The 22582-nt window shown below is 58.7% G+C and carries 36 protein-coding genes and 1 tRNA gene; 19 read left to right on the top strand and 18 right to left on the bottom strand.

Annotated features, from left to right (window positions below):
• The 4 genes from GIW79_RS24940 to GIW79_RS24925 all read right to left on the bottom strand — a co-directional run.
• The coding region (locus GIW79_RS24940) for a helix-turn-helix domain-containing protein (protein WP_236477429.1) at positions 1 to 318 on the bottom strand (318 nt) is incomplete at its 3' end.
• Positions 315 to 539, bottom strand: a complete 225-nt coding sequence (locus tag GIW79_RS24935) for a hypothetical protein (RefSeq protein WP_236477428.1) — start codon at positions 537 to 539, stop codon at positions 315 to 317. The genes GIW79_RS24935 and GIW79_RS24940, both read right to left, overlap by 4 nt.
• Before the next feature lie 63 nt (positions 540 to 602).
• Positions 603 to 1025, bottom strand: coding sequence for a phage regulatory CII family protein (locus GIW79_RS24930; RefSeq protein WP_236454352.1), 423 nt, complete (start codon positions 1023 to 1025; stop codon positions 603 to 605).
• A gap of 82 nt (positions 1026 to 1107) precedes the next feature.
• Positions 1108 to 1362, bottom strand: coding sequence for a transcriptional regulator (locus GIW79_RS24925; RefSeq protein WP_236454285.1), 255 nt, complete (start codon positions 1360 to 1362; stop codon positions 1108 to 1110).
• 95 nt (positions 1363 to 1457) lie between these two features.
• Here GIW79_RS24925 and GIW79_RS24920 point away from each other — a divergent pair, with 95 nt between their 5' ends.
• The 3 genes from GIW79_RS24920 to GIW79_RS24910 all read left to right on the top strand — a co-directional run bounded on the left by GIW79_RS24920 (position 1458) and on the right by GIW79_RS24910 (position 3684).
• Positions 1458 to 2318, top strand: a complete 861-nt coding sequence (locus tag GIW79_RS24920) for a S24 family peptidase (protein ID WP_236454287.1) — start codon at positions 1458 to 1460, stop codon at positions 2316 to 2318.
• 69 nt (positions 2319 to 2387) lie between these two features.
• On the top strand, positions 2388 to 3281 hold the full coding sequence (locus GIW79_RS24915; RefSeq protein WP_236454290.1) for a DUF6731 family protein: 894 nt from the start codon (positions 2388 to 2390) through the stop codon (positions 3279 to 3281).
• A complete protein-coding gene (locus GIW79_RS24910) occupies positions 3247 to 3684 on the top strand; it encodes a hypothetical protein (protein ID WP_236454292.1) in 438 nt (145 codons plus the stop codon). The genes GIW79_RS24915 and GIW79_RS24910 overlap by 35 nt, the downstream gene beginning before the upstream one ends.
• 42 nt (positions 3685 to 3726) lie before the next feature.
• Here GIW79_RS24910 and GIW79_RS24905 read toward each other — a convergent pair whose 3' ends face one another.
• Positions 3727 to 4038: a DUF1654 domain-containing protein gene (locus tag GIW79_RS24905; protein ID WP_236454295.1), complete on the bottom strand. Its 312-nt coding sequence runs from the start codon at positions 4036 to 4038 to the stop codon at positions 3727 to 3729.
• A gap of 458 nt (positions 4039 to 4496) precedes the next feature.
• On the opposite strand from GIW79_RS24905, the gene GIW79_RS24900 reads away from it, so the two are divergent.
• The 5 genes from GIW79_RS24900 to GIW79_RS24880 all read left to right on the top strand — a co-directional run bounded on the left by GIW79_RS24900 (position 4497) and on the right by GIW79_RS24880 (position 6614).
• Positions 4497 to 4658, top strand: a complete 162-nt coding sequence (locus GIW79_RS24900) for a hypothetical protein (RefSeq protein ID WP_236454297.1) — start codon at positions 4497 to 4499, stop codon at positions 4656 to 4658.
• Positions 4659 to 4715: 57 nt separating this feature from the next.
• On the top strand, positions 4716 to 5021 hold the full coding sequence (locus GIW79_RS24895; protein WP_032903579.1) for a hypothetical protein: 306 nt from the start codon (positions 4716 to 4718) through the stop codon (positions 5019 to 5021).
• A gap of 472 nt (positions 5022 to 5493) precedes the next feature.
• The gene (locus tag GIW79_RS24890) at positions 5494 to 5856 is read left to right on the top strand and encodes a hypothetical protein (protein ID WP_047711388.1); all 363 of its coding nucleotides are present in this window, start codon (positions 5494 to 5496) and stop codon (positions 5854 to 5856) included.
• A complete protein-coding gene (locus tag GIW79_RS24885) occupies positions 5853 to 6167 on the top strand; it encodes a hypothetical protein (RefSeq protein WP_236454299.1) in 315 nt (104 codons plus the stop codon). The genes GIW79_RS24890 and GIW79_RS24885 overlap by 4 nt, the downstream gene beginning before the upstream one ends.
• Positions 6168 to 6248: 81 nt before the next feature.
• Entirely contained in the window at positions 6249 to 6614 is a 366-nt protein-coding gene (locus GIW79_RS24880; RefSeq protein ID WP_236454300.1) for a hypothetical protein, read from the top strand.
• A 48-nt stretch (positions 6615 to 6662) separates the two neighbouring features.
• On the opposite strand, the gene GIW79_RS24875 is transcribed toward GIW79_RS24880, so the two are convergent.
• On the bottom strand, positions 6663 to 7112 hold the full coding sequence (locus tag GIW79_RS24875; protein ID WP_236454303.1) for a hypothetical protein: 450 nt from the start codon (positions 7110 to 7112) through the stop codon (positions 6663 to 6665).
• Between the two features lie 57 nt (positions 7113 to 7169).
• Here GIW79_RS24875 and GIW79_RS24870 point away from each other — a divergent pair, with 57 nt between their 5' ends.
• The 6 genes from GIW79_RS24870 (at position 7170) to GIW79_RS24845 (ending at position 9772) form a co-directional block, all read left to right on the top strand.
• Entirely contained in the window at positions 7170 to 7415 is a 246-nt protein-coding gene (locus GIW79_RS24870) for a hypothetical protein (protein WP_065927266.1), read from the top strand.
• Positions 7412 to 8137, top strand: coding sequence for a hypothetical protein (locus tag GIW79_RS24865; RefSeq protein ID WP_236454305.1), 726 nt, complete (start codon positions 7412 to 7414; stop codon positions 8135 to 8137). Before GIW79_RS24870 ends, GIW79_RS24865 begins: the two co-directional genes overlap by 4 nt.
• Before the next feature lie 44 nt (positions 8138 to 8181).
• Entirely contained in the window at positions 8182 to 8493 is a 312-nt protein-coding gene (locus GIW79_RS24860; RefSeq protein WP_236454308.1) for a DUF4406 domain-containing protein, read from the top strand.
• A complete protein-coding gene (locus GIW79_RS24855) occupies positions 8490 to 9053 on the top strand; it encodes a hypothetical protein (RefSeq protein WP_236454311.1) in 564 nt (187 codons plus the stop codon). Before GIW79_RS24860 ends, GIW79_RS24855 begins: the two co-directional genes overlap by 4 nt.
• A gap of 79 nt (positions 9054 to 9132) precedes the next feature.
• Positions 9133 to 9456, top strand: coding sequence for a hypothetical protein (locus GIW79_RS24850; RefSeq protein WP_236454312.1), 324 nt, complete (start codon positions 9133 to 9135; stop codon positions 9454 to 9456).
• A 49-nt stretch (positions 9457 to 9505) separates the two neighbouring features.
• A complete protein-coding gene (locus GIW79_RS24845; protein ID WP_236454315.1) occupies positions 9506 to 9772 on the top strand; it encodes a hypothetical protein in 267 nt (88 codons plus the stop codon).
• 34 nt (positions 9773 to 9806) lie between these two features.
• On the opposite strand, the gene GIW79_RS24840 is transcribed toward GIW79_RS24845, so the two are convergent.
• Positions 9807 to 10055 carry a hypothetical protein gene (locus GIW79_RS24840; RefSeq protein ID WP_236202614.1) on the bottom strand — a complete coding sequence of 83 codons (249 nt, stop codon included), beginning with the start codon at positions 10053 to 10055 and terminating at the stop codon, positions 9807 to 9809.
• A gap of 119 nt (positions 10056 to 10174) precedes the next feature.
• Between GIW79_RS24840 and GIW79_RS24835 the strand changes: the two genes are divergently transcribed.
• From GIW79_RS24835 to GIW79_RS24825, 3 genes are read left to right on the top strand one after another with little or no spacing between them, the layout of a single operon-like run.
• A complete protein-coding gene (locus GIW79_RS24835; protein WP_034127851.1) occupies positions 10175 to 10405 on the top strand; it encodes a hypothetical protein in 231 nt (76 codons plus the stop codon).
• 11 nt (positions 10406 to 10416) lie between these two features.
• Positions 10417 to 10653 (top strand): DUF4224 domain-containing protein, encoded by a 237-nt coding sequence (locus GIW79_RS24830; protein WP_034127852.1) that lies wholly within the window; start codon positions 10417 to 10419, stop codon positions 10651 to 10653.
• Positions 10654 to 10657: 4 nt separating this feature from the next.
• Positions 10658 to 11722: a tyrosine-type recombinase/integrase gene (locus tag GIW79_RS24825; RefSeq protein ID WP_236454318.1), complete on the top strand. Its 1065-nt coding sequence runs from the start codon at positions 10658 to 10660 to the stop codon at positions 11720 to 11722.
• A gap of 127 nt (positions 11723 to 11849) precedes the next feature.
• Here the strand turns inward: GIW79_RS24825 and GIW79_RS24820 are convergent.
• A tRNA-Ser gene (locus GIW79_RS24820) sits at positions 11850 to 11940 on the bottom strand.
• Between the two features lie 152 nt (positions 11941 to 12092).
• On the opposite strand from GIW79_RS24820, the gene GIW79_RS24815 reads away from it, so the two are divergent.
• Positions 12093 to 12764 carry a Bax inhibitor-1/YccA family protein gene (locus GIW79_RS24815; protein ID WP_003192030.1) on the top strand — a complete coding sequence of 224 codons (672 nt, stop codon included), beginning with the start codon at positions 12093 to 12095 and terminating at the stop codon, positions 12762 to 12764.
• 70 nt (positions 12765 to 12834) lie between these two features.
• Here the strand turns inward: GIW79_RS24815 and murB are convergent, their stop codons facing one another.
• From murB to GIW79_RS24775, 8 genes are all read right to left on the bottom strand, one after another.
• Positions 12835 to 13854 carry a UDP-N-acetylmuramate dehydrogenase gene (gene murB, locus GIW79_RS24810; RefSeq protein WP_236454321.1) on the bottom strand — a complete coding sequence of 340 codons (1020 nt, stop codon included), beginning with the start codon at positions 13852 to 13854 and terminating at the stop codon, positions 12835 to 12837.
• Positions 13851 to 14315, bottom strand: a complete 465-nt coding sequence (locus tag GIW79_RS24805; protein ID WP_054917236.1) for a low molecular weight protein-tyrosine-phosphatase — start codon at positions 14313 to 14315, stop codon at positions 13851 to 13853. The genes murB and GIW79_RS24805 overlap by 4 nt, the downstream gene beginning before the upstream one ends.
• Complete coding sequence (gene kdsB, locus GIW79_RS24800) at positions 14315 to 15079, bottom strand: 3-deoxy-manno-octulosonate cytidylyltransferase (protein WP_054898278.1); 765 nt, start codon at positions 15077 to 15079, stop codon at positions 14315 to 14317. Before kdsB ends, GIW79_RS24805 begins: the two co-directional genes overlap by 1 nt.
• Positions 15076 to 15261 carry a Trm112 family protein gene (locus GIW79_RS24795; protein WP_003174668.1) on the bottom strand — a complete coding sequence of 62 codons (186 nt, stop codon included), beginning with the start codon at positions 15259 to 15261 and terminating at the stop codon, positions 15076 to 15078. The genes kdsB and GIW79_RS24795 overlap by 4 nt, the downstream gene beginning before the upstream one ends.
• 24 nt (positions 15262 to 15285) lie before the next feature.
• Positions 15286 to 16296 (bottom strand): tetraacyldisaccharide 4'-kinase, encoded by a 1011-nt coding sequence (gene lpxK, locus GIW79_RS24790; RefSeq protein ID WP_236454323.1) that lies wholly within the window; start codon positions 16294 to 16296, stop codon positions 15286 to 15288.
• Complete coding sequence (locus tag GIW79_RS24785) at positions 16296 to 16724, bottom strand: ExbD/TolR family protein (protein WP_014718877.1); 429 nt, start codon at positions 16722 to 16724, stop codon at positions 16296 to 16298. Before GIW79_RS24785 ends, lpxK begins: the two co-directional genes overlap by 1 nt.
• Positions 16721 to 17356, bottom strand: coding sequence for a MotA/TolQ/ExbB proton channel family protein (locus tag GIW79_RS24780; RefSeq protein ID WP_034128146.1), 636 nt, complete (start codon positions 17354 to 17356; stop codon positions 16721 to 16723). The genes GIW79_RS24785 and GIW79_RS24780 overlap by 4 nt, the downstream gene beginning before the upstream one ends.
• Positions 17357 to 17464: 108 nt before the next feature.
• Positions 17465 to 19690: a DNA internalization-related competence protein ComEC/Rec2 gene (locus tag GIW79_RS24775; RefSeq protein WP_236454327.1), complete on the bottom strand. Its 2226-nt coding sequence runs from the start codon at positions 19688 to 19690 to the stop codon at positions 17465 to 17467.
• 135 nt (positions 19691 to 19825) lie between these two features.
• Here GIW79_RS24775 and GIW79_RS24770 point away from each other — a divergent pair, with 135 nt between their 5' ends.
• Positions 19826 to 20341 (top strand): DUF2062 domain-containing protein, encoded by a 516-nt coding sequence (locus tag GIW79_RS24770; RefSeq protein ID WP_003192045.1) that lies wholly within the window; start codon positions 19826 to 19828, stop codon positions 20339 to 20341.
• A gap of 3 nt (positions 20342 to 20344) precedes the next feature.
• Here GIW79_RS24770 and GIW79_RS24765 read toward each other — a convergent pair whose 3' ends face one another.
• Together GIW79_RS24765 and GIW79_RS24760 are read right to left on the bottom strand one after the other, a co-directional pair.
• Positions 20345 to 21703 (bottom strand): sensor histidine kinase, encoded by a 1359-nt coding sequence (locus GIW79_RS24765; protein ID WP_236454330.1) that lies wholly within the window; start codon positions 21701 to 21703, stop codon positions 20345 to 20347.
• Entirely contained in the window at positions 21690 to 22418 is a 729-nt protein-coding gene (locus GIW79_RS24760; RefSeq protein WP_089042255.1) for a response regulator transcription factor, read from the bottom strand. Before GIW79_RS24760 ends, GIW79_RS24765 begins: the two co-directional genes overlap by 14 nt.
• Positions 22419 to 22582: the final 164 nt, after the last annotated feature.

Raw genomic sequence — 22582 nt, 5'->3', positions numbered from 1 at the left:
GTGCTTCTCCTGCGGGGGTGGTGGTGCATCTGCTGCGGGGTGCATCTGCTGCGGGGGTGCGTATGCTGCGGGGGTAAGGGTGTACATAGTTGAGCGTCCCATGCGCTCGCGGAATGACAGAATCCCAGTTGCCCCCAGCCACTTAATTGCCGACTGAACCGTGCGCTCACCCAAGCAGGTGCGCTCAGCGATACGAGCAACAGAAGGCCAGCAAACACCCTCGTCGTTTGCGTTATCAGCCAGCGATATCAGGACAGCCTTTTGCGGGCCGCTCATGCCTTGCAACGGCCAGCACAGGCTCATGATGATGGTGCTCATGCGGAAACATCCTGGGCAGGTGCCAGGGATGCCTTCAGGTGACTGAGGCATTCCCGGCGAAATTTGGATTTAGATGCGTGCGAGTACTGGCCGCTGATCATCAGCGCGGCATCCATCGCGGCGGATTGATTTGTTGTGAGGTGTCGTGACACGTTTTCAGAGTTGTCGGAAAGTGTCGCAACATCCCTAGAGCTGTTGACTGCGGGGGTTTTATTGATCATTATTCACCTCGAAATAAAGCTGTACTAAGCCGCCCTGCCAGGCGGTTTTTTTATGCCTGCGATTCAGGCGGCCTTCAGCGATTCGCGCAGGATGTGCAGCGCTTCGATTGCTTCCTGAATGGCTTTCTCGCCCTGGGCCTTTTCGTGCTGGCTGATGTGGTTGTCAGCGGCCGCGTCGAAGATCAGCCGGCCAACATCACCGCATTCGGCCGACAGGTGGCCCAGGGCAACCATCAATGGCTTGGCCGCAGGCTTCTCACGGGCGACCAGCTCATAGCCAAACTTGTCTGCAAGCGCTATCAAGGGCCGCATGTCGCCGGTGTGCAGCAAGACGCCGAACAGATGCTCGATGGTCAGGTGGTGAGCAGAGTTGTCTGGGTTCGAGCGCTGCAGCAGGCTCACATGCGCAAGACACATCTTCCCCGCCAACTCCTCTGCCCCACTTTCCTTGATGGTGGTGTGGCAAGCCCTCAAGAAATCTTCCATTCGTAAAACCTCAAATTTGTTTCCGTGGCGCCTTTGCAGTGCTAAGGCGATCATTTGGTCAATGGAGTGCTGCGCAGGGATCTCAGGCGGCGGTCTGCTGCGCAGCATCGCCGGCCGCAGAAATGATCTGCCCCCATGGAAAAGATGGGCAAAGATCGGCGCGATTTACGGCGCCGCCGGTCAATGCTTCGATTTGAATCGCACGCTTTGCGGGAACAGGTCGCTCGCCGGAGCACCATTGATTAACGGTGGGTGCAGTGACCTTCAGCAGGCGCGCCATTTGCACCTGACTACCCAGCAAGCGAGATGCTTCTTTGGCCGCTTCTGCTGACTTCATGAGTTCTCTCCTGGAGATTTATGTCGAATATAAGGCATTACCTTATCACGGGCAAGCCATTGCCTAACCAACAACGCAATAGGCTTAATTAGGCAATGCTTACCGGACCAGAATTAGGCGCCGCCATTGAGGCCGCGCGGATCGCCAAGGGCGTATCGAAAAAGAATCTCGCAGACGACTTCTCCGTGAAGCCTCCGTCGATACAAGGCTGGGTGAAAAACGGCAGAATCGATAAATCAAAGCTGATGGACGTGATCGCCTACTTCTCCGATGTCGTTGGCCCTGAGCACTGGGGACTACGCCCAGGCTTCTCCTACGAAAACCTCGAGGAAGCTAACGAGGACTCTCCTGGTCAGCCCAGTAATGACGGGCAATCAATGGCTTCTTCTGCAGCGGATATGGTCCGTCAGATGTTGGCGACCAAGGGCAAAAGCCTTTCAGAGGATGCTCGGAACAGGCTCCTGGCCGCAGCAGAGCAGAGCGACTCAGGAAACGTCATACACGTCGACTTCTCTCGCCCAGGCCAAGTAGGCGACGAGGTATGGATTGCCCACTACGACGTGCGCGCAGCGATGGGCGGCGGGCAGATACCGCACGAATTCCCAGAGATGCTTCAAGACATACGGGTCAGCCCCAAGCATTTGCGCGAGATGGGTGTCACGTTCAAAGAGCACTTCCACCTCAAGATGATCACCGGGTGGGGTCAATCGATGGCTCCCACGATCAAAGACCGAGACCCTCTGCTCGTGGACATCACGATCCGAGAGTTCACCGGCGACGGCATTTACCTCTTCTCCCACGACGAGATGCTGTACGTGAAGCGCCTGCAGAAGAAAGGCAAGGACCGCTTCAAGATGATCTCGGACAACAAGCACCACGATATTGAAGAGATTCGTGTGGATGACACCCACATCCTCGCTCGCGTGCTTTACGTGTGGAATGGACAGCCGGTTTAGCGATTGACCTGCACTTACGAATACTAGAATTAATCGATATCAACCCTCTGTGCTTACAAGGAATTTGCAGTGAAGCCGGAAAAGAGACGAAACTACTATTTTGACTTTTACTCACTAAGATGCGAGCAAAATGATCTCTTTACCACGACTGCGGGCGAGGCTTTTGAGCGGATCGCTGGCGGAGAGTTTCTATCAAGTTACTCTAGCTACGGATGCACGAGAGAGGTTTTCGGGCTAAAATACAGGCCTGAAACCGACTCATATGCGGGGCAGATTAGGAAAATACGGAAGGCTGATTTACCCGAGGTAGGCGTTCCTGGGCGAGACAGCAAGAAACTTGAGTTAGAGCTTGATGAAGGTGTGATAGAAAAGAACTTCTTCGTGTATTACTGTAAAAACTCTCTTCTTATCCTCCATAGGAATGACGACGGTAATACTGGAGCCCATTTAGCCCAGTTACTATCGTCATCGGCCGGAGTATTGTTTTTTTCTTCTCCGATAATTCAGGCCGATCAAGTGGAAAGGCTTCTAAACAACAAATTAACCATAAAGAAATTCTCGGTAAAAATACCACGGCCCACCAATCCAAGTTTATACCCTCAAGATAGCTTCAGCGCCAAAACAATCGAGCTCCTCAATCAATCCGGTGCAGACAGCCTGGATATAACTTTCACGATCGACCAGAAGATCGAGACTAGCGCCGGAAAGCTTTCTGGCACGCTTCAGAGTGCTATAGGTCAGTTGCTATCAATGGGGGCTACTAAGGCCAAGTTGGATACCGACGAAAATGGTAAGATTCATCCTATAGATTTAATCGCAAATAGAATATACTCAATTCAACATGCAAATACGAACTCATACTTCCCACCTAGCGAAAGTATGTATAAGCTTGCAGACAAAGCGAAAAACGAGCAGAGAGAGCCACTTGATGACTATTTCGGCAAAACTGCAAGAATTATTTAAACTAGCTATCGCGCTGACTATTACATTGCTTTTCAGGCATTATAATTTCACATTTACCGCTAGCGACCTCACAACATTTGCCACTGCTGTCGCAGGTAGTGCCGGGACAATACTTGGGTTTGTGATAACTGCTATAGCTCTTATGGCATCTGTTATGGACCGTGACCTATTAAAAAACCTTCGAGCTACAGGCGGATATAAAAAACTTATTAGTGGCAGTTTCGTTTGCGCAGCCTTGCATCTCTTGCTTCTTTCCATAGCCTTGAGTTTATTGCTTCCTTGGTCTGGCGATAAAAAGACAATAATACTCGCGGTCGTTTTTGTCGGCAGCCTGTGTGCAGTAAATCTAGCGACAACCGGTCTTGGATTCTACCGCGTCATTATGTCTATAAGTAGAAGCTAGAGGTTTTATAGCCCGGCCAGGTACCGGGCTTTTTATTGCCTGTCAGAAAGGCGCTAGCTCCTCTTCCTGCTCGAATTCAGCCTCTCCCCTGCCCGTCACCTCCACTTCTTGCTGCTCCCACCTCACCGTCACGCTGCTGTCGTCATTGAGTATCAACTCAAGCTCGTCGGTTTCGGCGATCACGCCCAGAACCTCTTCCCACTCCCGATCTCCATCAGTGTCCAGGCGATGAATCGTCACCCAGCGCTGCGCCTGCGCCACCGGGTGATTGATCATCGATGAGACGCGCAGCCCCAGCCGCTCCATGCCACTCATTTCTTGCCGTACTGACAGTGCCGCCTGCTTCTTCGCCATGAAATCCCCTCCCAGACAAATGCTGTATATCCATACAGCTTAGGCGCAGCTTATATCAGGGCTTGCGAGAAAGTCATCTCCAAAAACGGAATATCGAGTACACCGAACTTATGAAAATAATTAGGCATTACCTATTTACAGATGATTAGGCATTAGCTTATCGTTCATTCCATCGCAGTGACACACCGCCACTGCTGAGCACCACCGCTCTTTAACAGCCAGCGCAACAAACAACAGACCGCATTGCCTCTACCGGCGACCGGCGAGCAGACAGGCCCGAAAGCCTGCCAACGATAGGGAAAACCCTGTACGGCTGCTCGATGGTGAAACGCCAGAACCGAGTGAGTGACCCGGCAAGCAATGCGCCCCGCCCCTTCCGGCGGCAATAGGACGGACAGCATCACTGAGCAGCCTTCGCATAGAGGGCTGCTTGGGATGACAACCGAGAGGTAAAGCCAATGAAGCACGCAACAGCAATCTCCCAGCTCGAAATCCACGCATCCAACTGCGAAAACAACGCAGCCATCCAGGAGCGCGAAGGCGAACACGAAAGTGCCGCCACCAACCGTTCCAACGCTGCCGACTACCGCCAAGCAATCGAAGCGCTACGAGCCGAATAAACATCACTTGTGCACCTTGGCGACAGGGTGCAGCGGGATGACAACCGAGGACAAACCATGAACCTCTTCACACGAAAGGATGGCCTCCTTGCTCTCAAGCCTGAGCGGCAGGAGGTTTGTAAAGCAGCAGGCGTATCCGTACTGGGCTTCGCCGAGAAAATGCCCAAGGGTGGGATCTTGCTGGTCGATACCCGCCCGCGTGCTTTCGTAGGGGGTCGGGGGCCAGACGACCCGGCGGCCACCATGATCATCATCGGCAGCGTTTTCAAGCCGGATAAGACCTATTACTTCGAGAGCTTCGAGCGTGCGCTGAAGAAGGCGCTGAAGCTCGCAGCAGGAACAACCAGCGCCACGTCAGCCTGACGCAAACTGCCCGAGCACCTGGTACTCCCCAGCACCAGGCCGCATCGGGATGTGATCTGTTTGCCCCGCAATGGGTGGGCCCAGTAATGGGAAGCCGGAGCGGAGGAATATGGGAGGCGAAAGCCAGTAAGCCGGGCAGCCCAGACCGGACGACAGATCACACCCCGATGCGGACGAACATCCGGCACGCGCCGGCCACCTGCATTCAACAGGCCTAGAGAACGGTAGCCACTGCCAGCCCAGTGAGCGAACAGAGGGAGGATTGGCAGCCATGTGAACCACAACGAACCCTAGACGCCACAGCGTCGACCGCGTGACGTAGGGAGGTCTACGAAGCGCACTGAAAGCCCGGTTTCGACTGGGCTTTTTTACGACTGGCCTTTACCCGTCAGCACCCTCCCCTGGGCCCACCGGCACATACCAGGCGGTCAGGGTGCTGACGAATAAACGCAACCACAACCAAGGAGTCGGCATGAACCCAGCCATCCAACAAAGCCAAGCCGTTCTGCAGGCCCTGCGGGAACGTGTTTCGCTTTCCACTTCGGAGATGTACATGAAGATCGGTCGCGACCAGCCAGTGAAGGTGCCGCGCTTCAACGTGGTCCCGCTCGGCAAGAATCTGTTCGATGTGGTGGAGCGCTCCACCGGCGTTTCCCGCGGCGCACGCACCGGCCACGACGGAGCATGTCAGTACGCCGATCAGCTCGAGCGCAACGCTGACTTCTTCAACGCGGCCAAGGCCACGTCGAAGCGCTTCGGTTGGCGGATGGTTCGCTGGACGGCCGGCTTCTCGGCGCTGCTCGTGCTGTTCGCCTATTACGGTGCGCAGCCATGATCGGCGAACCAATGCCGGATCCACGGCACTCGATTATCGACAACCTGAACCAGCAGCTGGAAGCGTTCTTCGGCTCCGGCAAGAAAGCCCAGGTCATCCCGAACGGCGTTGGTGTTGACGGTCCCTACAACGGCACCACGGCACACCACGAACGCCTGCGCAAAGAACGCGACAAGCTTGCACCGGCCGTACGCGCCGAAGCAGCTAAGGGCGTGGTAGCCAGCGTGGCAGCGAAGAACCTGGGTATGCACATCAAGCGCGTGACACTGATCGCCCAGGAGAACGGCTTCAAGTTCTCCGACACCCCATGAGACGCATCAACAACCAGGTGCGACAACGCCGGCGCCAGGCATGGCTTGATTTGCCAGCACATGAAATCGAAGAGGTAGGCCATGGCCGAGGAAGAACAACAGCCGACGGCGGAAGCCTTGAAGCAGCGCCGCAAACGCGAAAAGGCAGCAGCGAAGGACGCTGCATTGGGCGTCGAGAAATTTACGATTGAGGTGGCCGGCATCTTCAAGGCCGACCTCAAACGCCTGATGAAGCAGCACGGCTTCAACAACCAGCAGGAGGTGCACCAGACCTTGCTGCGCAACGTGATCGCCGCCGACTTCGAAACTGCGGCGCAGATGCTCAAGTGTGTCACGACACCTTTTGTTGTTACTGAAAAGGTGTCGCAGGTCATCAAGGCGGCGGGCCTGAAGTCGCTCGCCGACGACCCGCCAGAGCCTGAAGACGAAATCGAAACACCAGCATAACCCACCCTACTCGCTGCATCCGGTAACCGGAGGGCGGATCGTGAAAGCCTATGGAATCCTCACAGAGGATGTCGCCTTCACCATGCGCCCTGGAATGTTGGGTAGCGTGTAAATCAAAGGTCCCGTCATGCTCTCCCCGTTTTGGCCAATCACCGACCTGACCGAATCCGGCTGTATTGGCGGAAGAGCCGAGACGACCTCGATTATTGCGGTGCCTGGAGGAACTGGGCCAGATCCCTCGACACTAAACCTTCCTGTAGAAAACTTACCGTTGCTCACTTCGGCGCTCTGTATAGAGCCGTAGCGTCCGAGAACCTTAACGGTAACCGACAGCCCAGTGCCATCCGGCAGGTTTGTTGTTCCGTGGACAATCGGATAGTTGCCGCCTTCAACCTGTATTTCAACTTCTGGCACAAACGCCAGGGCAGGCAGAGGTGCTAGCGCACACAGGAAAAGCAGGAACCTTTTCAATCTGAACCCCTCTTGATCCGGCTCCATGCCGGTCACCCGTAATACCCCATATCACTGAACAGCGCCAGCCGGCGAGGATCCCCTATGAACACGTATCGACACACGTTCGCCGCGGTATGCCCGTCTGACGGCGAAACCATTGTTTATCGCCTTGAGTTGAAATCCTTGTCGATGATCCATGTCGAGCATATCCGGGCGGCCACCGCGCTGATTAAAAAAGGCTGGCATGAACAGATCGCCGATCGTCTGGCGGAATCCCTGGGCGGCGACCAAACCATCATTGCTACCCACCAGGGCGTCGAGATCGAAACAGTGAGGCTTAGCGGATGATCCATTACCACGGCACGCCTGTCGGCGGTAAACGAGAGGATGCGGCAAAGTTCCTGGCGGGCCGGCACGCGCTGGTCCCATTCCCGCGCAAGGACGATCTTGGGATCGTCGCCGATGTGTGCAAATCGTTTGTTTTCGATAACGGCGCGTTCACGGTGTGGAAAAAAGGTGGACAGGTAGACGTCGATGGCTACACGCGCTGGGTAGAAGACTGGCATCGACACCCTGGATTCACCTGGGCGCTCATTCCGGATGTCATCGATGGTGATGAAGAGGCCAATGATGACCTTGTTCGGCAGTGGCCAGAGGAGCTTCGCGGCGTGCCTGTCTGGCACTTGCACGAATCGCTTGAGCGGTTGCAGCGTCTGGCAAGGTGTTGGCGTACGGTCGCCCTGGGCAGTTCTGGGCAATGGGCTTCACCGGGCACTGGAGCATGGTGGAAGCGGATGGGCGTCGCGATGGATGCCATCTGCGATGACCAAGGACGCCCGGCCTGCAGGCTTCATGGCCTGCGAATGCTCGACCCTGCAATATTCCAGCACCTGCCCTTCGCGTCCGCCGATTCTACAAACGCCGCGGTAAACGGCGGCAGCATCAGTCGCTTCGGCATGTACGCCCCGCCCACCGCCGGTCAGCGCGCCAACGTCATCGCCGACCGCATCGAATCGCACAACAGTTCCCCGATCTGGCAGCGAGAACCTCAAGCCGAAATGGCTCTGTAACTCCCCCACTCCACCGCCCGGGCATGGCCCGGCAAGGACTCCCCGTGAAACGAATTTACCTCAGCGGGCCCATGAGCGGCTTGCCCGGGCTGAACTTCCCCACCTTCCACAGCATGACCGCCAGACTGCGTGCCATCGGCCACACCGTCACCAACCCCGCCGAGATCAACCCAGAAGGCGGCACCTGGACCGACTGTATGCGCCGCGACATTGCCGCCCTGATGGACTGCGACACCGTGGCCACCCTGCCCGGCTGGGAGAATTCAAAGGGCGCAAAGCTGGAAGTCCTGATCGCCGAGAAGCTCGGCATGACCGTTGTGGATGCCCATGATCTGGTAACGAGGGAGGCTGTATGAGCGAGGTAAAAAGCTTCTGGTGCCACGAGGCATCCAACGTCTTGTGCGTGCGGGCCTCAGACTTCGACAACTTGACCCGCCTGTTTCTGGACGCCGCCGAGCGCGCCGTTGCTTCGGAGCGCCGCGAGAAGGAACTGCAACAGCGCCTGAACGCAGCGGATGAGCGCTGGGACGAGTTGGTCAGTGCGGTACGGTCAATCAACCGCAGTCCGCACTACATGGTCAATGCGATTGACGACGACCAACCGCAGTACAGGCAGCGCAAGGAATGGATTGATTGGGTGCTTGGGCTTTGTGACGCAGCGCCTACCTCCAGTGAGCGATCCCACAAGGACTACGCCATCGAGCACGCCGAATACATGGCCAAGTCAGCCGATGACGTGCTGGCGAAGTTTCAGGTATACGGCCTAGCTCTTCTGGCCGTCGATGAAGGCGGCGACGACGGTGAAGGTGAGCTGTTCGAGAATATCGACTCCGCCCGTGGCAACCTGCAGGAGTCACTGGTGGATCTGCGCAGCATGGTTTACGAATTTCGAAAGCGTGCCGCCAAATCCCGATAGGAGTACATCCGTACTCCTGCGCAATACATGTAACCCCTCCCCCTTCAAAGTCAGCCGCTATAGCGGCAAGGACGAAGTCATGCCTGAAGAAACTGTTTTGATCCAGCCGCTACCAGTTGAGCGTGACGAGCACGGCTACTGGACCCACCCGGCCTGGCCATCAACCGAAGACGAGTTGATCCCATACGCCTGGTTTGACTCGCGCGGCCTGGAAGTTCGCGAGCTGGACTTCGAATATGACGCGTCAGAGGAAGTGCAGGCGTCATGGCTTGCTGAAGGTATCGCCGACTGTGCCGCCTGGAGCCCGACCAAGCCTCCTGGCGAAGGCTGGTTCATCTTCTCGATCCACGACACTGAAGACGGCCCTATGTGCGTGTGGGTGCGCAATCGGGTGACGCCATGATCGCCACCCTCTGGTTCGCCTACGTCTTCATCTACAAGGGGCCAAGGCCATGAGCGATGCAATCAAGAGCATGGGCTTCATGGATCATGGCAAGACGAATTGCGGTCTCCTAGTGATGAGTCGGTGGGATGAGCCCGATCGTGATGGAAACGCGAAAGACCTGCAGCGCTTTGTGAAGGACGTGAAGCGCACCGGCCTGAGCCACTCCCGCATTGAGCGCTTCGAGGACGACCAATTCCCTGAATGGGTTGGTGAGCTGCACTGCGACGATTCGCAATGTCAGTGCCGGCGCTACCTCCGCACCAAACAAGCCTAACCCCAATCCCCCACATGCCTGCCGATGAGCGGAGTCAGGGCAACTGACTGTCGATCCATCGTTCAGCTGCCGCCATTGCCTCATCAAGCGCTGCCGGATAGTCAGGCCAGGGGCCTTCCAACTCTGCTGCAACCTCACCCAAGCCATTGATGGGTGCTGGCTCAATGATCTTCGCGGCAACAGGGCTTTGGTCGTTCGGGCGGCGCCAGTCGAACTTGAGAAAAATCACGTGGCCCCGGTAAGCGTGCGCTATCGGAGCATCGAAGTTGTGTGACACGTCCATGCCTCATCACGAATTTAGTTGAACCCTTTTGTACACCGCTTCGGTCCTGTTTGAAAGATAGGCAGAAAGCTATCACTCCAATCCCCTATATGCCGCCCCGCGCGGCTAGGACACACCCCATGTTCGCTATGAAACTCACCCTGATACTGCTGGGCGCTTTTCTGTACCTGGTAGGAACACTCGGCTGGTTCGGCTGGTTCGGGCTCGACCTGCTGGACACCGGCACCACCGAGGCACTGCTCTCCGCCTTCGCCGGCACATGCGCCTGGCTGCTGATCAGCTTCGGCCTGGCAATCCAAATCATCAAGACAGCGCGGCCTGCGGGCTCACTCGACAAACCAGAGGCATAGAGGTGCACACCATGGAAATGCAAAGCGAAACCCTTGCCGAAGAAGAGATCGCGGCAATCACCGGTTACATGATCCCGTCAGGCCAGATCGCCTGGCTCAATCGAAACGGCTGGAAGTATGTGCTGACCCGCGCGCGCCGACCTGTAGTAGGCCGCGTCTACGCCCGCATGAAACTGGCAGGCGTAAAACCATCAGCAGAGAATGTCGCGGCCGAAGCCTGGTCACTGGATCTGTCAAAAGTAGGATAAATCGATGCGAGCAAAAAAGGCGGCGAACAGGGACCTGCCGCCGCGAATGATTCGGCGCGTACGCACGCTGAAGGGTGGCAAAGAGTGGGTTGGTTATTACTACGACGGGAGGAATGAAGATGGGAAGCGGGTAGAAATCCCGCTCGGGGGTGATTTGGATATCGCCAAGGCTGAATGGGCAAAGCTTGATTGCAAGCCGGTGCCGAAGAAGAACGCCCTGCTGGCCCAGGTGTTTGATCGTTACGAGCGGGAGATCATCCCAGGCAAGAAGCCCAAGACGCAGAGTGACAACCTGCTGAGCCTTAAACAGCTTCGCAAGGCTTTCAACGACGCTCCCATTGATGCGGTTTCGCCACAGATCATCGCGCAGTACCGGGACAGCCGGACCGCCAAGGTTCGGGCCAATAGGGAGATATCTCTACTATCCCACATCTACAACATTGCGCGGGAGTGGGGGCTGACCGAAAACAACCCCGCTGCCGGCGTGCGCAAGAACAAAGAGGTGCCGCGTGACTTCTACGCCACCGAGGAAATTTGGGCCTCCGTGTATGCGGTAGCAGCCTCGGAACTGCGTGACGCGATGGACCTGGCCTACCTGACTGCCCAGCGCCCGGCGGATACGCTGTCGATGCGTGAGGCGGACGCCGTGAACGAATTCCTGCAGGTATCCCAGGGCAAGACATCGAAGAAGCTACGCATTCGCCTGACCGCTGCCGGCGCACTAAATGACCTAGGCGCCCTGGTTGCAAGGCTGATAGAGCAAAGGCGCTCCCGCGGCGTGCGAAACCCTTACCTGATAGTCACGGAAGACGGTAGACAGGTGACTAAGCACATGCTCCGGTTACGCTTTGACGATGCTCGCGACAAAGCAATCGCCATCGCCAGAGAGGCAGGCGACGGCGTTCTTGCATCCAGTATTCGACAGTTTCAGTTCCGTGACATCCGGCCGAAAGCTGCCAGTGAGATCCTGGATCTGGGCGATGCAAGCCGCCTGCTGGGGCATACGGACAAGCGGATAACCGAGACGGTTTACCGTCGTGTTGGGGAGATTGTGAAGCCGACGCGCTGACCGCGATCAGCACTAGGTTGCGGAAACTGCCGGAAATTATGCGGAAACGATCAGGCTGTAGAGATTTTTCTGAGACAAACCCCAGAAACGCAAAAGCCCCGCTTTCGCGAGGCTTTTGTGTAAATCTTGGCGGGAAACCAGGGATTCGAACCCTGGAGACGCTATTAACGTCCGCCGGTTTTCAAGACCGGTGCATTCAACCACTCTGCCAATTTCCCTTGTGCATCACGGGATTATAGTAGCCCATCCCGTGTCAGCGGGCGCCATAATACCCGAATGAAACACACTGTCAAACTCTCTGCATCGCTTGTTACAAGGCGTCTGTTATGATCTTTGCGACTGAACGTTTCAAAACTGAAGGAGTGTCGCCATGCGCGAACAGAATTACGCAGTGAATGGCAACGCGCAGGCTGAGCAGCTTGAAGTCAGCCGCGTGTTGCGCAACACCTACGGCTTGCTCGCCCTTACCCTCGCATTCAGCGGCGTGATGGCTTACGTGGCCCAGCAGATGCGCGTCGGCTACCCGAATATCTTTGTCGTGTTGATCGGCTTCTATGGTCTGTTTTTCCTGACCAACAAGCTGCGTGACTCGGCCTGGGGCCTGGTGTCGGCGTTTGCCTTGACCGGTTTCATGGGCTTTATCCTCGGCCCGATCCTCAACCGTTACCTGGGCATGGCCGGCGGTGCGGAAGTGGTCAGTTCGGCATTTGCCATGACGGCCCTGGTGTTTGGTGGTCTGTCGGCCTACGTACTGATCAGCCGTAAGGACATGAGCTTCCTGGGTGGCTTCATCACCGCAGGTTTCTTCGTGTTGCTGGCGGCGGTGGTGGCCAGCATGTTCTTCCAGATCAGCGGCCTGCAACTGGCGATCAGCGCGGGTTTTGTGCTGTTTTCCTCGGTGTGCATCCTGTTCCAGACCAGCGCCATCATCCACGGCGGTGAGCGTAACTACATCATGGCGACCATCAGCCTTTATGTATCGATCTACAACCTGTTCATCAGCCTGTTGCAGATCTTCGGCATCATGAGCCGCGATGACTGATCAATCGCAGCAATAAAAATGCCCCGTATCGCGAGATACGGGGCATTTTCATTTTCAGAGCAGATAAAGCTCAGTACTGATTGGGTTCCATTTCCAGCTCGACCTTGAAGCGCTTGAAGATATCTTGCTGGATGCGTAGCGCAAGCTGGGCAATCTCTTGCCCGGTGGCGGTGCCGTAGTTGACCAGTACCAGCGCTTGCATCTTGTGCACGCCCGCATCGCCCTCCCGGAACCCCTTCCAACCGGCCTTGTCGATCAGCCAGCCGGCGGCGAGTTTCATTTGGCCGTCTGCCTGAGGGTAGGCCACCAGGTCCGGATACTGGCTTTGCAGTTCAATCGCCAGGGCCTGGGACACCAGTGGGTTCTTGAAGAAGCTCCCCGCATTGCCCAGCTCTGCCGGGTCTGGCAGTTTCTCGCGGCGAATGCTGCAGATCGCGCGGCTCACATCGCTTGGCGTGGCGTGGGTGATGCCCTGCGCAACCAGACGCTGTTGCACCGGGCCGTAGTCTAGTTTCAGGTGAGTGGCACGGCTGAGGGAAAAGCGTACCCGCAGGATCAGCCAACGCCCGACTTCGTGCTTGAACAGGCTGTCACGGTAGGCGAACTTGCATTCGTCGAGACTGAAGTCCCGCAGCTCGCCCGTCTGGCGATCCAGGGCAGTGAGGCCGGCGAAGACATCCTTGATCTCTACGCCATAGGCGCCGATGTTCTGCATCGGCGCGGCACCGACAGTGCCGGGGATCAGGCTGAGGTTTTCCAGGCCGCAAAAGCCGTGTTCAAGCGTCCACAACACGAACGGATGCCAGGCTTCGCCCGCTTCGGCTTCGACCACCACGTGCGTGCCATCATCGCTCAGCACACGAATGCCCTGGGTCGCCATACGCAACACCAGCGCCGGAACGTCCTGGGTCAGCAGCAAATTGCTGCCGCCACCGATCACCAGCAACGGCACCGCATGTGCGGCGGCATAGGCGATGGCCTCGCGCACGTCAGCATCACTGTGGGCCTCGGCAAATAATTGCGCGCTCACATCAATGGCAAAGCTGTTGAATGGCTTGAGCGATACCTGCGCACGCACTTGCAAGGTCATAACCGCCCCTTCAATTCGATCACCAATAAGTCACAGGCGCGTTCGATCAGGTCAAGGACCCGTTCGAAACCTTGCTCACCTTCATAGTAAGGGTCTGGCACCTCGTCCACTTCGCCATCAAAGCGACGCAGGAACAAATCCAGCTCCGCCTTGCCCTGCCCTGGCTGCATGGCTTTGAGGTTGCGCAGGTTACTGTTGTCCATGGCCAGGATCAGGTCATAGCGGGCAAAATCAGCACGGGAAACCTGCTGGGCACGCTGGCCCGACAAGTCATAGCCGCGCGCCAGCGCCGCACGCTGGCTGCGCTGGTCCGGCGGGTTGCCGATATGCCATTCTCCGGTGCCAGCAGACGCCACCTCAACCTGGCCAGCCAAGCCTGCTTCACGCAACTTATGGCGCAAGATGCCTTCAGCGGTTGGCGAGCGGCAGATATTGCCCAGGCATACAAACAGAACTTCCATCAGGCGCCCAGCAGGCGACGGACGCGTTCGAGGTCTTCCTGGGTGTCGACACCGGCTGGCGGTGCTTCCAACGCATCGCCCACGTGGATACGCACGCCGTGCCAGAGGGCGCGCAGTTGTTCCAGGGACTCGGTATTCTCGAGCCAGCACGGGCCCCAACTGACGAAGTCGTGCAGGAAACCGGCGCGGTAGGCATAGATGCCGATATGGCGGCGATATGGCACGCCCTCCGGCAACACGTCGCGATTCTTGGCAAAGGCATCCCGCGCCCACGGCAAGGTGGAGCGACTGAACGTCAGTGCCAGGCCGTTGATGTCGCTGACCACTTTCACCACGTTCGGGTTGAACAGCGTCTCGATGTCTTCGATCGGTTCGGCCAGGGTCGCCATACGCGCCTCGCCATGGGCCGCGAGGTTGGCAGCGACCTGATCGATGACACCCGGCGGTATCAATGGCTCGTCACCCTGCACGTTCACTACGATCGCGTCGGGTGCCAGACCCAGCTGAGTGGCGACTTCGGCCAGGCGATCAGTGCCGGAGTTATGGTCTTCGCGGGTCAGGACCGCTTCGGCTCCAAAACCTTTGCACGCCTCGATGATACGCGGGTCATCGGTGGCCACCACCACGCGCTCGGCGCTGCTCTTGCACGCTTGTTCCCATACCAGCTGGATCATCGGCTTGGTGCCAATCATTTGCAGCGGTTTGCCCGGCAGGCGTGTCGAGGCATAGCGCGAGGGGATGACGACGGTAAAGGCGGTGGTCATTTATCCAGGCGCTCATCGGTGGTCAGGGTGCGGGCTTCGCTTTCGAGCATGACCGGGATGCCGTCACGGATAGGGTAAGCCAGGCCGGCACCTTTGCTGATCAGCTCGGTTTTATCGGCGCTGAGCTTGAGCGGGCCTTTGCAGATCGGGCAAGCAAGGATATCGAGCAGTTTGGTGTCCATGAATGTTTCCTGGAAAAAAGCGTTTTAAGGCAAAAGACGGTTGGGCAACAGACGCATCAGCTGCGTGTCGAACCAGGCGACGAACGCCGGCGACGGTACCGCATCCACCGCAAGGTACCACCAGTCGGGCTGGGCAAAGGCGCGGCACTTCACCGCGTCCTTTTCGGTCATGACCAGCGGCAATGACGGGGTAAAATTCAAGACCTCGGCGCTGTAGGGCGCGTGATCGGCAAAAGCATGGGGTATCGCCTGCCAGTGTAGCGTTTCAAGGGTATTGAAGAAACGTTGCGGATTGCCTATTCCGGCCACCGCATGCACCTGCTGGCCCTGCGGAAAATAGGTGACCGGCTGGCGCTCGCCGCTGTGCAGGTTGACCAGCGCTGTGGGCTGCAGGCGGAAGGCAAAGCCATCTTCACGGTCTGAAAGGGCACCGTTATAAAGCACCCCGTCCACACTCTGCAGGCGCTCCACCGGTTCGCGCAACGGCCCGGCAGGCAGGCACCGGCGGTTACCGAGGCCACGGGCGGCATCGATCAGCACCAGTTCAAGATCGCGGGCCAGACGATAATGCTGCAGGCCGTCATCGGAGAGGATCAGGTCCAGGGGCTCGCAGGCCAGCAGGGCCTTTACCGCACGACTGCGATCAGGATCGATCATCAGCGGTACACCGCTGCGCTGCACGATCAGCAAGGGTTCATCACCGGCCACCTCGGCACTGTGGCCGGCCTCGACCCGCCACGGCAACTGCGGCGGCTTGGCACCGTAGCCTCGACTGACCACTCCTACGCGCAAGCCGCTGCGTCGGCAGTGCTCGATCAACCACAGGATCAAAGGCGTCTTGCCGGTGCCTCCCACTGTAATATTGCCCACCACGATCACTGGCACAGACGACTGATAAATCTCGCCCTCGCCCGCCACGAAGCGCGCACGCTTACGTTGAACCACGCAGCGATACAGCGATTCCAGCGGTCGCAGCAACATTAGTGCTGGATGACCTTCGTACCATGCCTTGAGTAAACGGTCGGAGATGGCCATCAGGGCGGGCTCGCCGCCTCGACGGTGGTCATGCGCAAATGGCTGAAACCGAGCTTGCCGGCAGCGTCCATGGCGGTGATCACGGCCTGGTGCGGGGTTTTGCCATCAGCGCTGATGGACAGCGGCAACTGGGTGTCGCCACCAGACTCCTTCTGCAACGCCTCCATCAGGCTGGCAAGGTCATTTTTCTCCAGCAACTGGTTATTCACCGAAAACACCCCTTCGGCGCTAATAGCGATGTCCAGTTGTTTGACTTGCTGGTCTTCGGCAGGCGAGCCACTCACCGCTTCAGGCAGGTCGACACGCAACTGGGTTTCGCGGGTGAAGGTAGTGGTCACGACAAAAAACAGCAGCAGGATGAACACCACATCGATCAACGACGCGAGGTTGATATCAACATTTTCCCGTTGCTTGCGGCGAAATTTCACGCTTTGCCCTCGACCAGGTCTACATCACGGTCGCCCTGCACCACCTCCACCAGCTTGATGGCTTCCTGCTCCATGCCGACCACCAGTTCATCAATGCGACGCAGCAGGAAACGGTGGAAGAAGACCGAAGGGATACCCACCATCAGGCCGGCTGCAGTGGTGATCAACGCCTTGGAGATCCCCCCGGCCAGGACCGCTGCGTTGGTGGTCATGCCCGAGCCTGTGAACGAGCTGAAGATATCGATCATGCCGAGTACTGTGCCGAGCAAACCGAGCAACGGCGCCATGGCGGCGATGGTGCCAAGGGCGTTGATGTAGCGTTCCAGTTCATGGATGACCCGGGCGGCCGCCTCTTCAATGCACTCCTTCATGATCTCGCGACCATGCTTGGAATTGGCCAGACCGGCGGCGAGGATTTCACCCAGCGGCGAATTGGCGCGCAGCTCCTTGAGTTTCTGCTTGTCGAGCTGCTTGTTCTTGATCCAGCCCCAGACCTGCCCCAGCAGATGCTCAGGGGTGACGCGACTGGCGCGCAGGGTCCACAGGCGTTCGGCAACGATGCCGAGTGCAGCGATGGAACTCAGAATGATCGGCAACATCATCCAGCCGCCGGATTTGACCAATTCCCACACAGTGAATGCCCCCTCGAAAAAGTGCGCCACTTTAACATATAGGTTCGACAGCGGGGTTCGTCGGCTACACACCCGCCTGTTGCGGCTCGGGTCTTTGGTAACACGCGATTACGGTAACGGTTCGCGCCAGAAACGGCGTTGACTGCGCGCAACCATCGGTGGCAGAAACGCCCCCAGGCGCAGGCGTACGGCACCCTGCTCGGCGCTGTCGTAAACCCGGCTGCCCAGCACGTGGTAGCGCTCCAGGACCTGCGGATGGGGATGACCGAACGTATTGCTGCGCCCGCGGGAAATCAACACCGATGTGGGCGCCAACCGCTGCAGGAACGGCCAGGATGACGAACTGCGGCTGCCATGGTGCGGGGCTTGCAGCCAGTCGGTCTGGACCGCCAGCGAAGAGGCCAGAAAAGCCTGTTCGGCGGCGCGATCAATGTCACCGGTGAGCAGCAGGCGTTCTCCATTGGCCTCAACCTGCAACACACAAGACCTCGGATTGCCATCAAGCCCATCAGCCCACTGCCACAATTGAAATGACACACCCTCCCATTCCCATCGTTCGCCGCTGGTACAGGGTTGGGTGGCAAGAAAGTCTGGCAAACCTTCGGTTTCACCGCCCACTACACGCTTGACGGGCACCCCCCGAGCCACCGCCGCCGCACCCCCCGCGTGATCGGCATCGGCATGGCTGAGCAGCATCATGTCCAACTGGGCTACCCCGAGCTTTTTCAACGACGGCAACACGACGCGCGCGCCCAGGTCGACAGGCCCCGAGCGCGGCCCGGCATCGTAGAGCAACGTATGACGACGGGTGCGCAGGATCAGTGCCTGCCCCTGGCCGACGTCCAGTTGCACTACATCTACCTGCCCGTGGGGCACCCACTCCCTGGGCGCAAATACAGCCATCAACAGCATGGGCCAGCCCAGCACCCGGAACGGCAACCCCTTGGGCAGCAACAAAATCACCGCGCCAGCCAGGCTAACCAACCAATACCCCAAAGGTACCTCGGCGGGTACCCAGGCCGGCAATTGCGCGGCCAGCAACCCCAGGCCTTTAAACAATCCGTCCAGCGCACCGCCGGCCAGCCACAGCAACCCCTCCCCAGCCAGCGGCACCCACAGCAGCGCCGTGCCCAGCAGCGCCAAAGGCAGCACTACCAGGCTGATCCAAGGCACGGCAAGGAGATTGGCCACAGGTGCGCTGAGGCTGATGGGCAAACCCAGCACCAACAACACTGGAAACAAACCAATGGCAATCAGCCACTGGGGTCGGGTCCACACCTGCCAGGCGCTCCAGGGCCCCAGGCGCCCGCCGAACGCCAACAGCAACACCGCGACCGCCGCAAACGACAACCAGAACCCTACCTGCAGGCTGGCCAAGGGCTCCAGTACCAGCACGCCGTTCAGTGCCAGCAGCAACGGCCACCACACGCCCAAATGGCGGAAACGCAGACGCCACAGCAGCACCAGGCCAACCATCATGCAGGCCCGTTGCACCGGCACGCCGAACCCGGCCAGCAGCCCATAACCCAACGCCGCGCCAAATGCCAGACCGCACGCCCACGGCAGCCACGGCCAGGTTCGGGGCCAGCAACCATAACGCGCCAGCATCGCGACCAAGCCGTAGATCAACCCCGCCAGCAAGCCGATGTGCTGCCCGGAAATCACCAGCAGATGCACCGTGCCCGTGTCCTGCAACACCTGCCAATCCTCAGGCGCCAGGCCGGAACCGTCGCCCAATACCAGCGCCGCCAAGCCCGCCTCGCGGCCTTGGGCATCCACCGCCATCAGGCGCTGGCGCACAGCATCGCGCCAGGCATTGCGGGCCGGTGCGAGACGCTCACCGTCTTTTACCGTTGCAGTAGCACCGATACGCTGGGCCAGCAGCCAGGCTTCATGGTCGACCCCATGGAAATTGAGCAGGCCCGCAGGCCGCTTGAGTGTCAACGCCAGACGCCAGCGTTCACCGCTGTTCACCACTGGCCCGCCGTGCCAGGACACGCGGATACGTTTGGGCAGCCGAACCTTGCGCGACCGGCCGTCGGCCAGTTCAAAGCGCACGCCCGTACCCGTCTGCTGGGGCAAGCCGACCACACGCCCCTCCACCCAGCGAGTCTGCCCGTCCAGGGCCGGCTGCAATCGATCATCCAGCGCCCGCTGCGCGCTGAAGCAAGCCCAGCTCAACCCCACCAGGAAGAAAGCCAAGGGATAGGACCGAAAAGGCAACAGCATCAAGGCCAGCAGCAGCATGGCCAATAGCCCGGCGCCGGACGGCAGCGCCGGCAACCAACGCAACATCAGCAACCCCAGCGCCAACGCCAACATCCCTGTCTTCATGGATCATCCTTTTCCAGTGATCCACTCAGTCTTAGCCGGCTGAACGACAGCGCCTATGATGTTTTGTCACAAAGTCTGAATTTTCTGTTTATAGAATCCGGGCATACTTGCCCCTCGAATTGACCTGGACCCCTTATGCCCCGGCGCTTATTCAAACGGTACATGCCCGATCCCAGCAGTATCAGGGAACACAAGTCATTACAGTTTCTTGGCACGCTGCTGCATGACCCCAACCTCTGGCACCTGAACCGGCACTCAGTGGCTCGCGCCATGGCGGTGGGTTTATTTGCGGCGTTTATCCCGATTCCATTGCAGATGTTGCTTGCCGCGGTCCTGGCGATTTCGGTGCGCGGCAATATGCCTATCGCCATCAGCCTGGTGTGGTTGACCAACCCCATCACCATGCCGGTGGTGTTCATCTGTACCTATATGACCGGCGCCTGGCTGATGAATGTGCCGCCACGCAGCTTGCCCGATAACCTTACGTGGGAATGGATCAGCGGCCAGTTGAGCACTCTTTGGCAGCCATTCCTGCTGGGTTCGGTGGTATTGGGGGTGGTATTGGGCGCCTTGGCTTATTGCCTGACCATGGCGTACTGGCGCTGGTGGGTGGCGCACCAGTGGAAAAAACGCAAACTGCGCCGGCGCTGAGCGCTAACGGGCCAGCAAACGCAAATGCACCCGCAGACCCCGCCCGGTATTTTCCGCCCATAAGCGGCCGCCCTGGCGCTGCACGGCGTTGCGGGCAATGCTCAGGCCCAAGCCGAAACCGCCATCGCCGGGGCGCGAGCCGTCCAGGCGGGTAAAGGGCGCGAAGATGCGCTCCAGATCATCCTCAGCAATCCCGGCCCCCTGGTCCTGCAGCCAGATATGCCAATACTCCCCCTCCCGACATCCGTCGAGTTGCACGCAGCCATCGTGGGGCGAGTGGCGTATGGCGTTGCGCAGGATATTTTCCAAGGCCTGGGCCAGTGCATTGAGGTTGCCACGCACCCAACTGTCCGCGGGTAACAGGCACGGCAAGCGCGATGCGGACCAACCGCTTTCAAAACAAGCATTCTCGCGCAATATGTCCCACAAGGCCTGGAGCTGAATATCTTCCTGGGGCAACGGTGTAGTTTCGCTGTCGAGCCAGGCCAGTTGCAGGCTGTCTTCCACCAGGCGCTGCATGGCGTCGATTTCCCGACCCAGGCGCTCGCGCAGCTTGGCCAGGTCTTGCTCGCTGTCGCAGGCTACCCGCAGGCGGCTCAAGGGTGTGCGCAGTTCATGGGACATATCGCGCAGCAGCTGCTGCTGCAAACGCACCGTGCCCTGCAAGCGTTCGGACATATGGTCAAAGGCGCGGCCCAGCTCGCCCAGTTCATCCTGGCGGCTGGTGGCATCAAGGGACATCCGCGTATCGAGTTGGTCCGCACGCCAGGCATTGGCCTGCTCGCGCAATTGATTGAGGGGCATGATCAACAGCCGGTAAAGGCCGATGCACAGCAACAGGGTAAACAGACCTGGAATCACACCATTGGTGACCACCCGCCAGAACAGTTGATAGCGCCCAGGCATAAAGCGCTGCGGCAGCTCGATCACCAGCGACCCCGCGCCAGGGTCGACCGGAAACGGTACTTTCATCCAGGGCAAACCAATGACATGCCGGCTGACCGGCCAATCCAATCCACGCAAAAACGTCAGGCGCTGGCTTTCCTTGTCACTCAAGGGCGTGCTGCCCAGGGACTGCAGGTCGTTACCGATCACCCCTACCCAAGTGCTTTCGCGCTCGGCCATCCGCTGCAGCCAGGCATCTACGCCCGCGCTGCCTTGCGTGCTCCACGCCAGTTCGGCACCCGCGGCATAGCCATTGAGAATCTCCCGCGACTTGTCGGACAGGTAAGCGCTCTGCTGTTCCATGTAACGGCCCCACGACCAACTGAGCCAAATCATCAGCAAACAGAAGGCGATCAACAGGCAGGCCAGCTTCCAGAACAACGAGTGCTTGCCGGGCAGTCGCTCAAAGCCCTTCATCGTGACCGCTCAGCACGTAGCCCTTGCCCCATACGGTGCGTACTTCACGCTCGATGTAACCGATGGCCTTGAGCTTGCGGCGGATCTGGCTGACATGCATGTCGAGGCTGCGGTCATGGGGCGCATAACCGCGCTGCAACACCTGCTGATACAGGAAGGCTTTGCTGAGGACTTCTTCGGCGTTGCGGTGCAGGGTTTCCAGCAGGCGGTATTCGCTGCGCGTGAGCGCGGCCCACTGGTCCTGGCAGGACACATCGCAGCGTTCATCATCAAAGTGCAGCACCCGGGCATCTTCAAGTGCCGGGGCGCGCGTCGGCTCGGGCCGGCGATCCAGGGCAACGCGGCGCAGGATCGCTTCAATACGCACGCACAGTTCAACCATGCTGAACGGCTTGGGCAAATAGTCGTCCGCGCCCAGGCGAAAACCGCTGATACGGTCGGCTTCAGCGCCCAGGGCTGACATCAGGATCACGGGCATGGCGTGGCTCTGGCGCAAATGAGTGAGGATCGACAAACCGTCCAGCCCCGGCAGCAGAATATCCATCAGCACCAGGTCGAAGGCCTGGGCGCGGGCCAGTTGCAGGCCCTGCTGGCCGTTTTGGCACCAGGTCACCTGGAAACCACTGCGGCCCAGTTGATCGTGCACGTAGGCGCCCAACACAGGGTCATCTTCGATGGTCAGGATACTGGGTAGGCCAACTGCTGCGGGAGTCATTAGCGTCTGCAAGTCATTCTCAATCACTGATTATTCAAGATTAAACGTTCACAGGCAATCGCCACCCGGCGCCGAATGGCCCGAAGATTGCCGCATGTCATTAATTTGCAAGATTCCAGGCCGCGCAAATGGCTACACTGCGCAGGTGGCGCTGGCCGGATGCC

The organism is Pseudomonas sp. PA-7-1E, assembly GCF_021605325.1.
GTDB classification, from domain to species: Bacteria; Pseudomonadota; Gammaproteobacteria; order Pseudomonadales; family Pseudomonadaceae; genus Aquipseudomonas; species Aquipseudomonas fluorescens_BV.
This window is presented reverse-complemented; position numbering and strand designations above follow the sequence as displayed.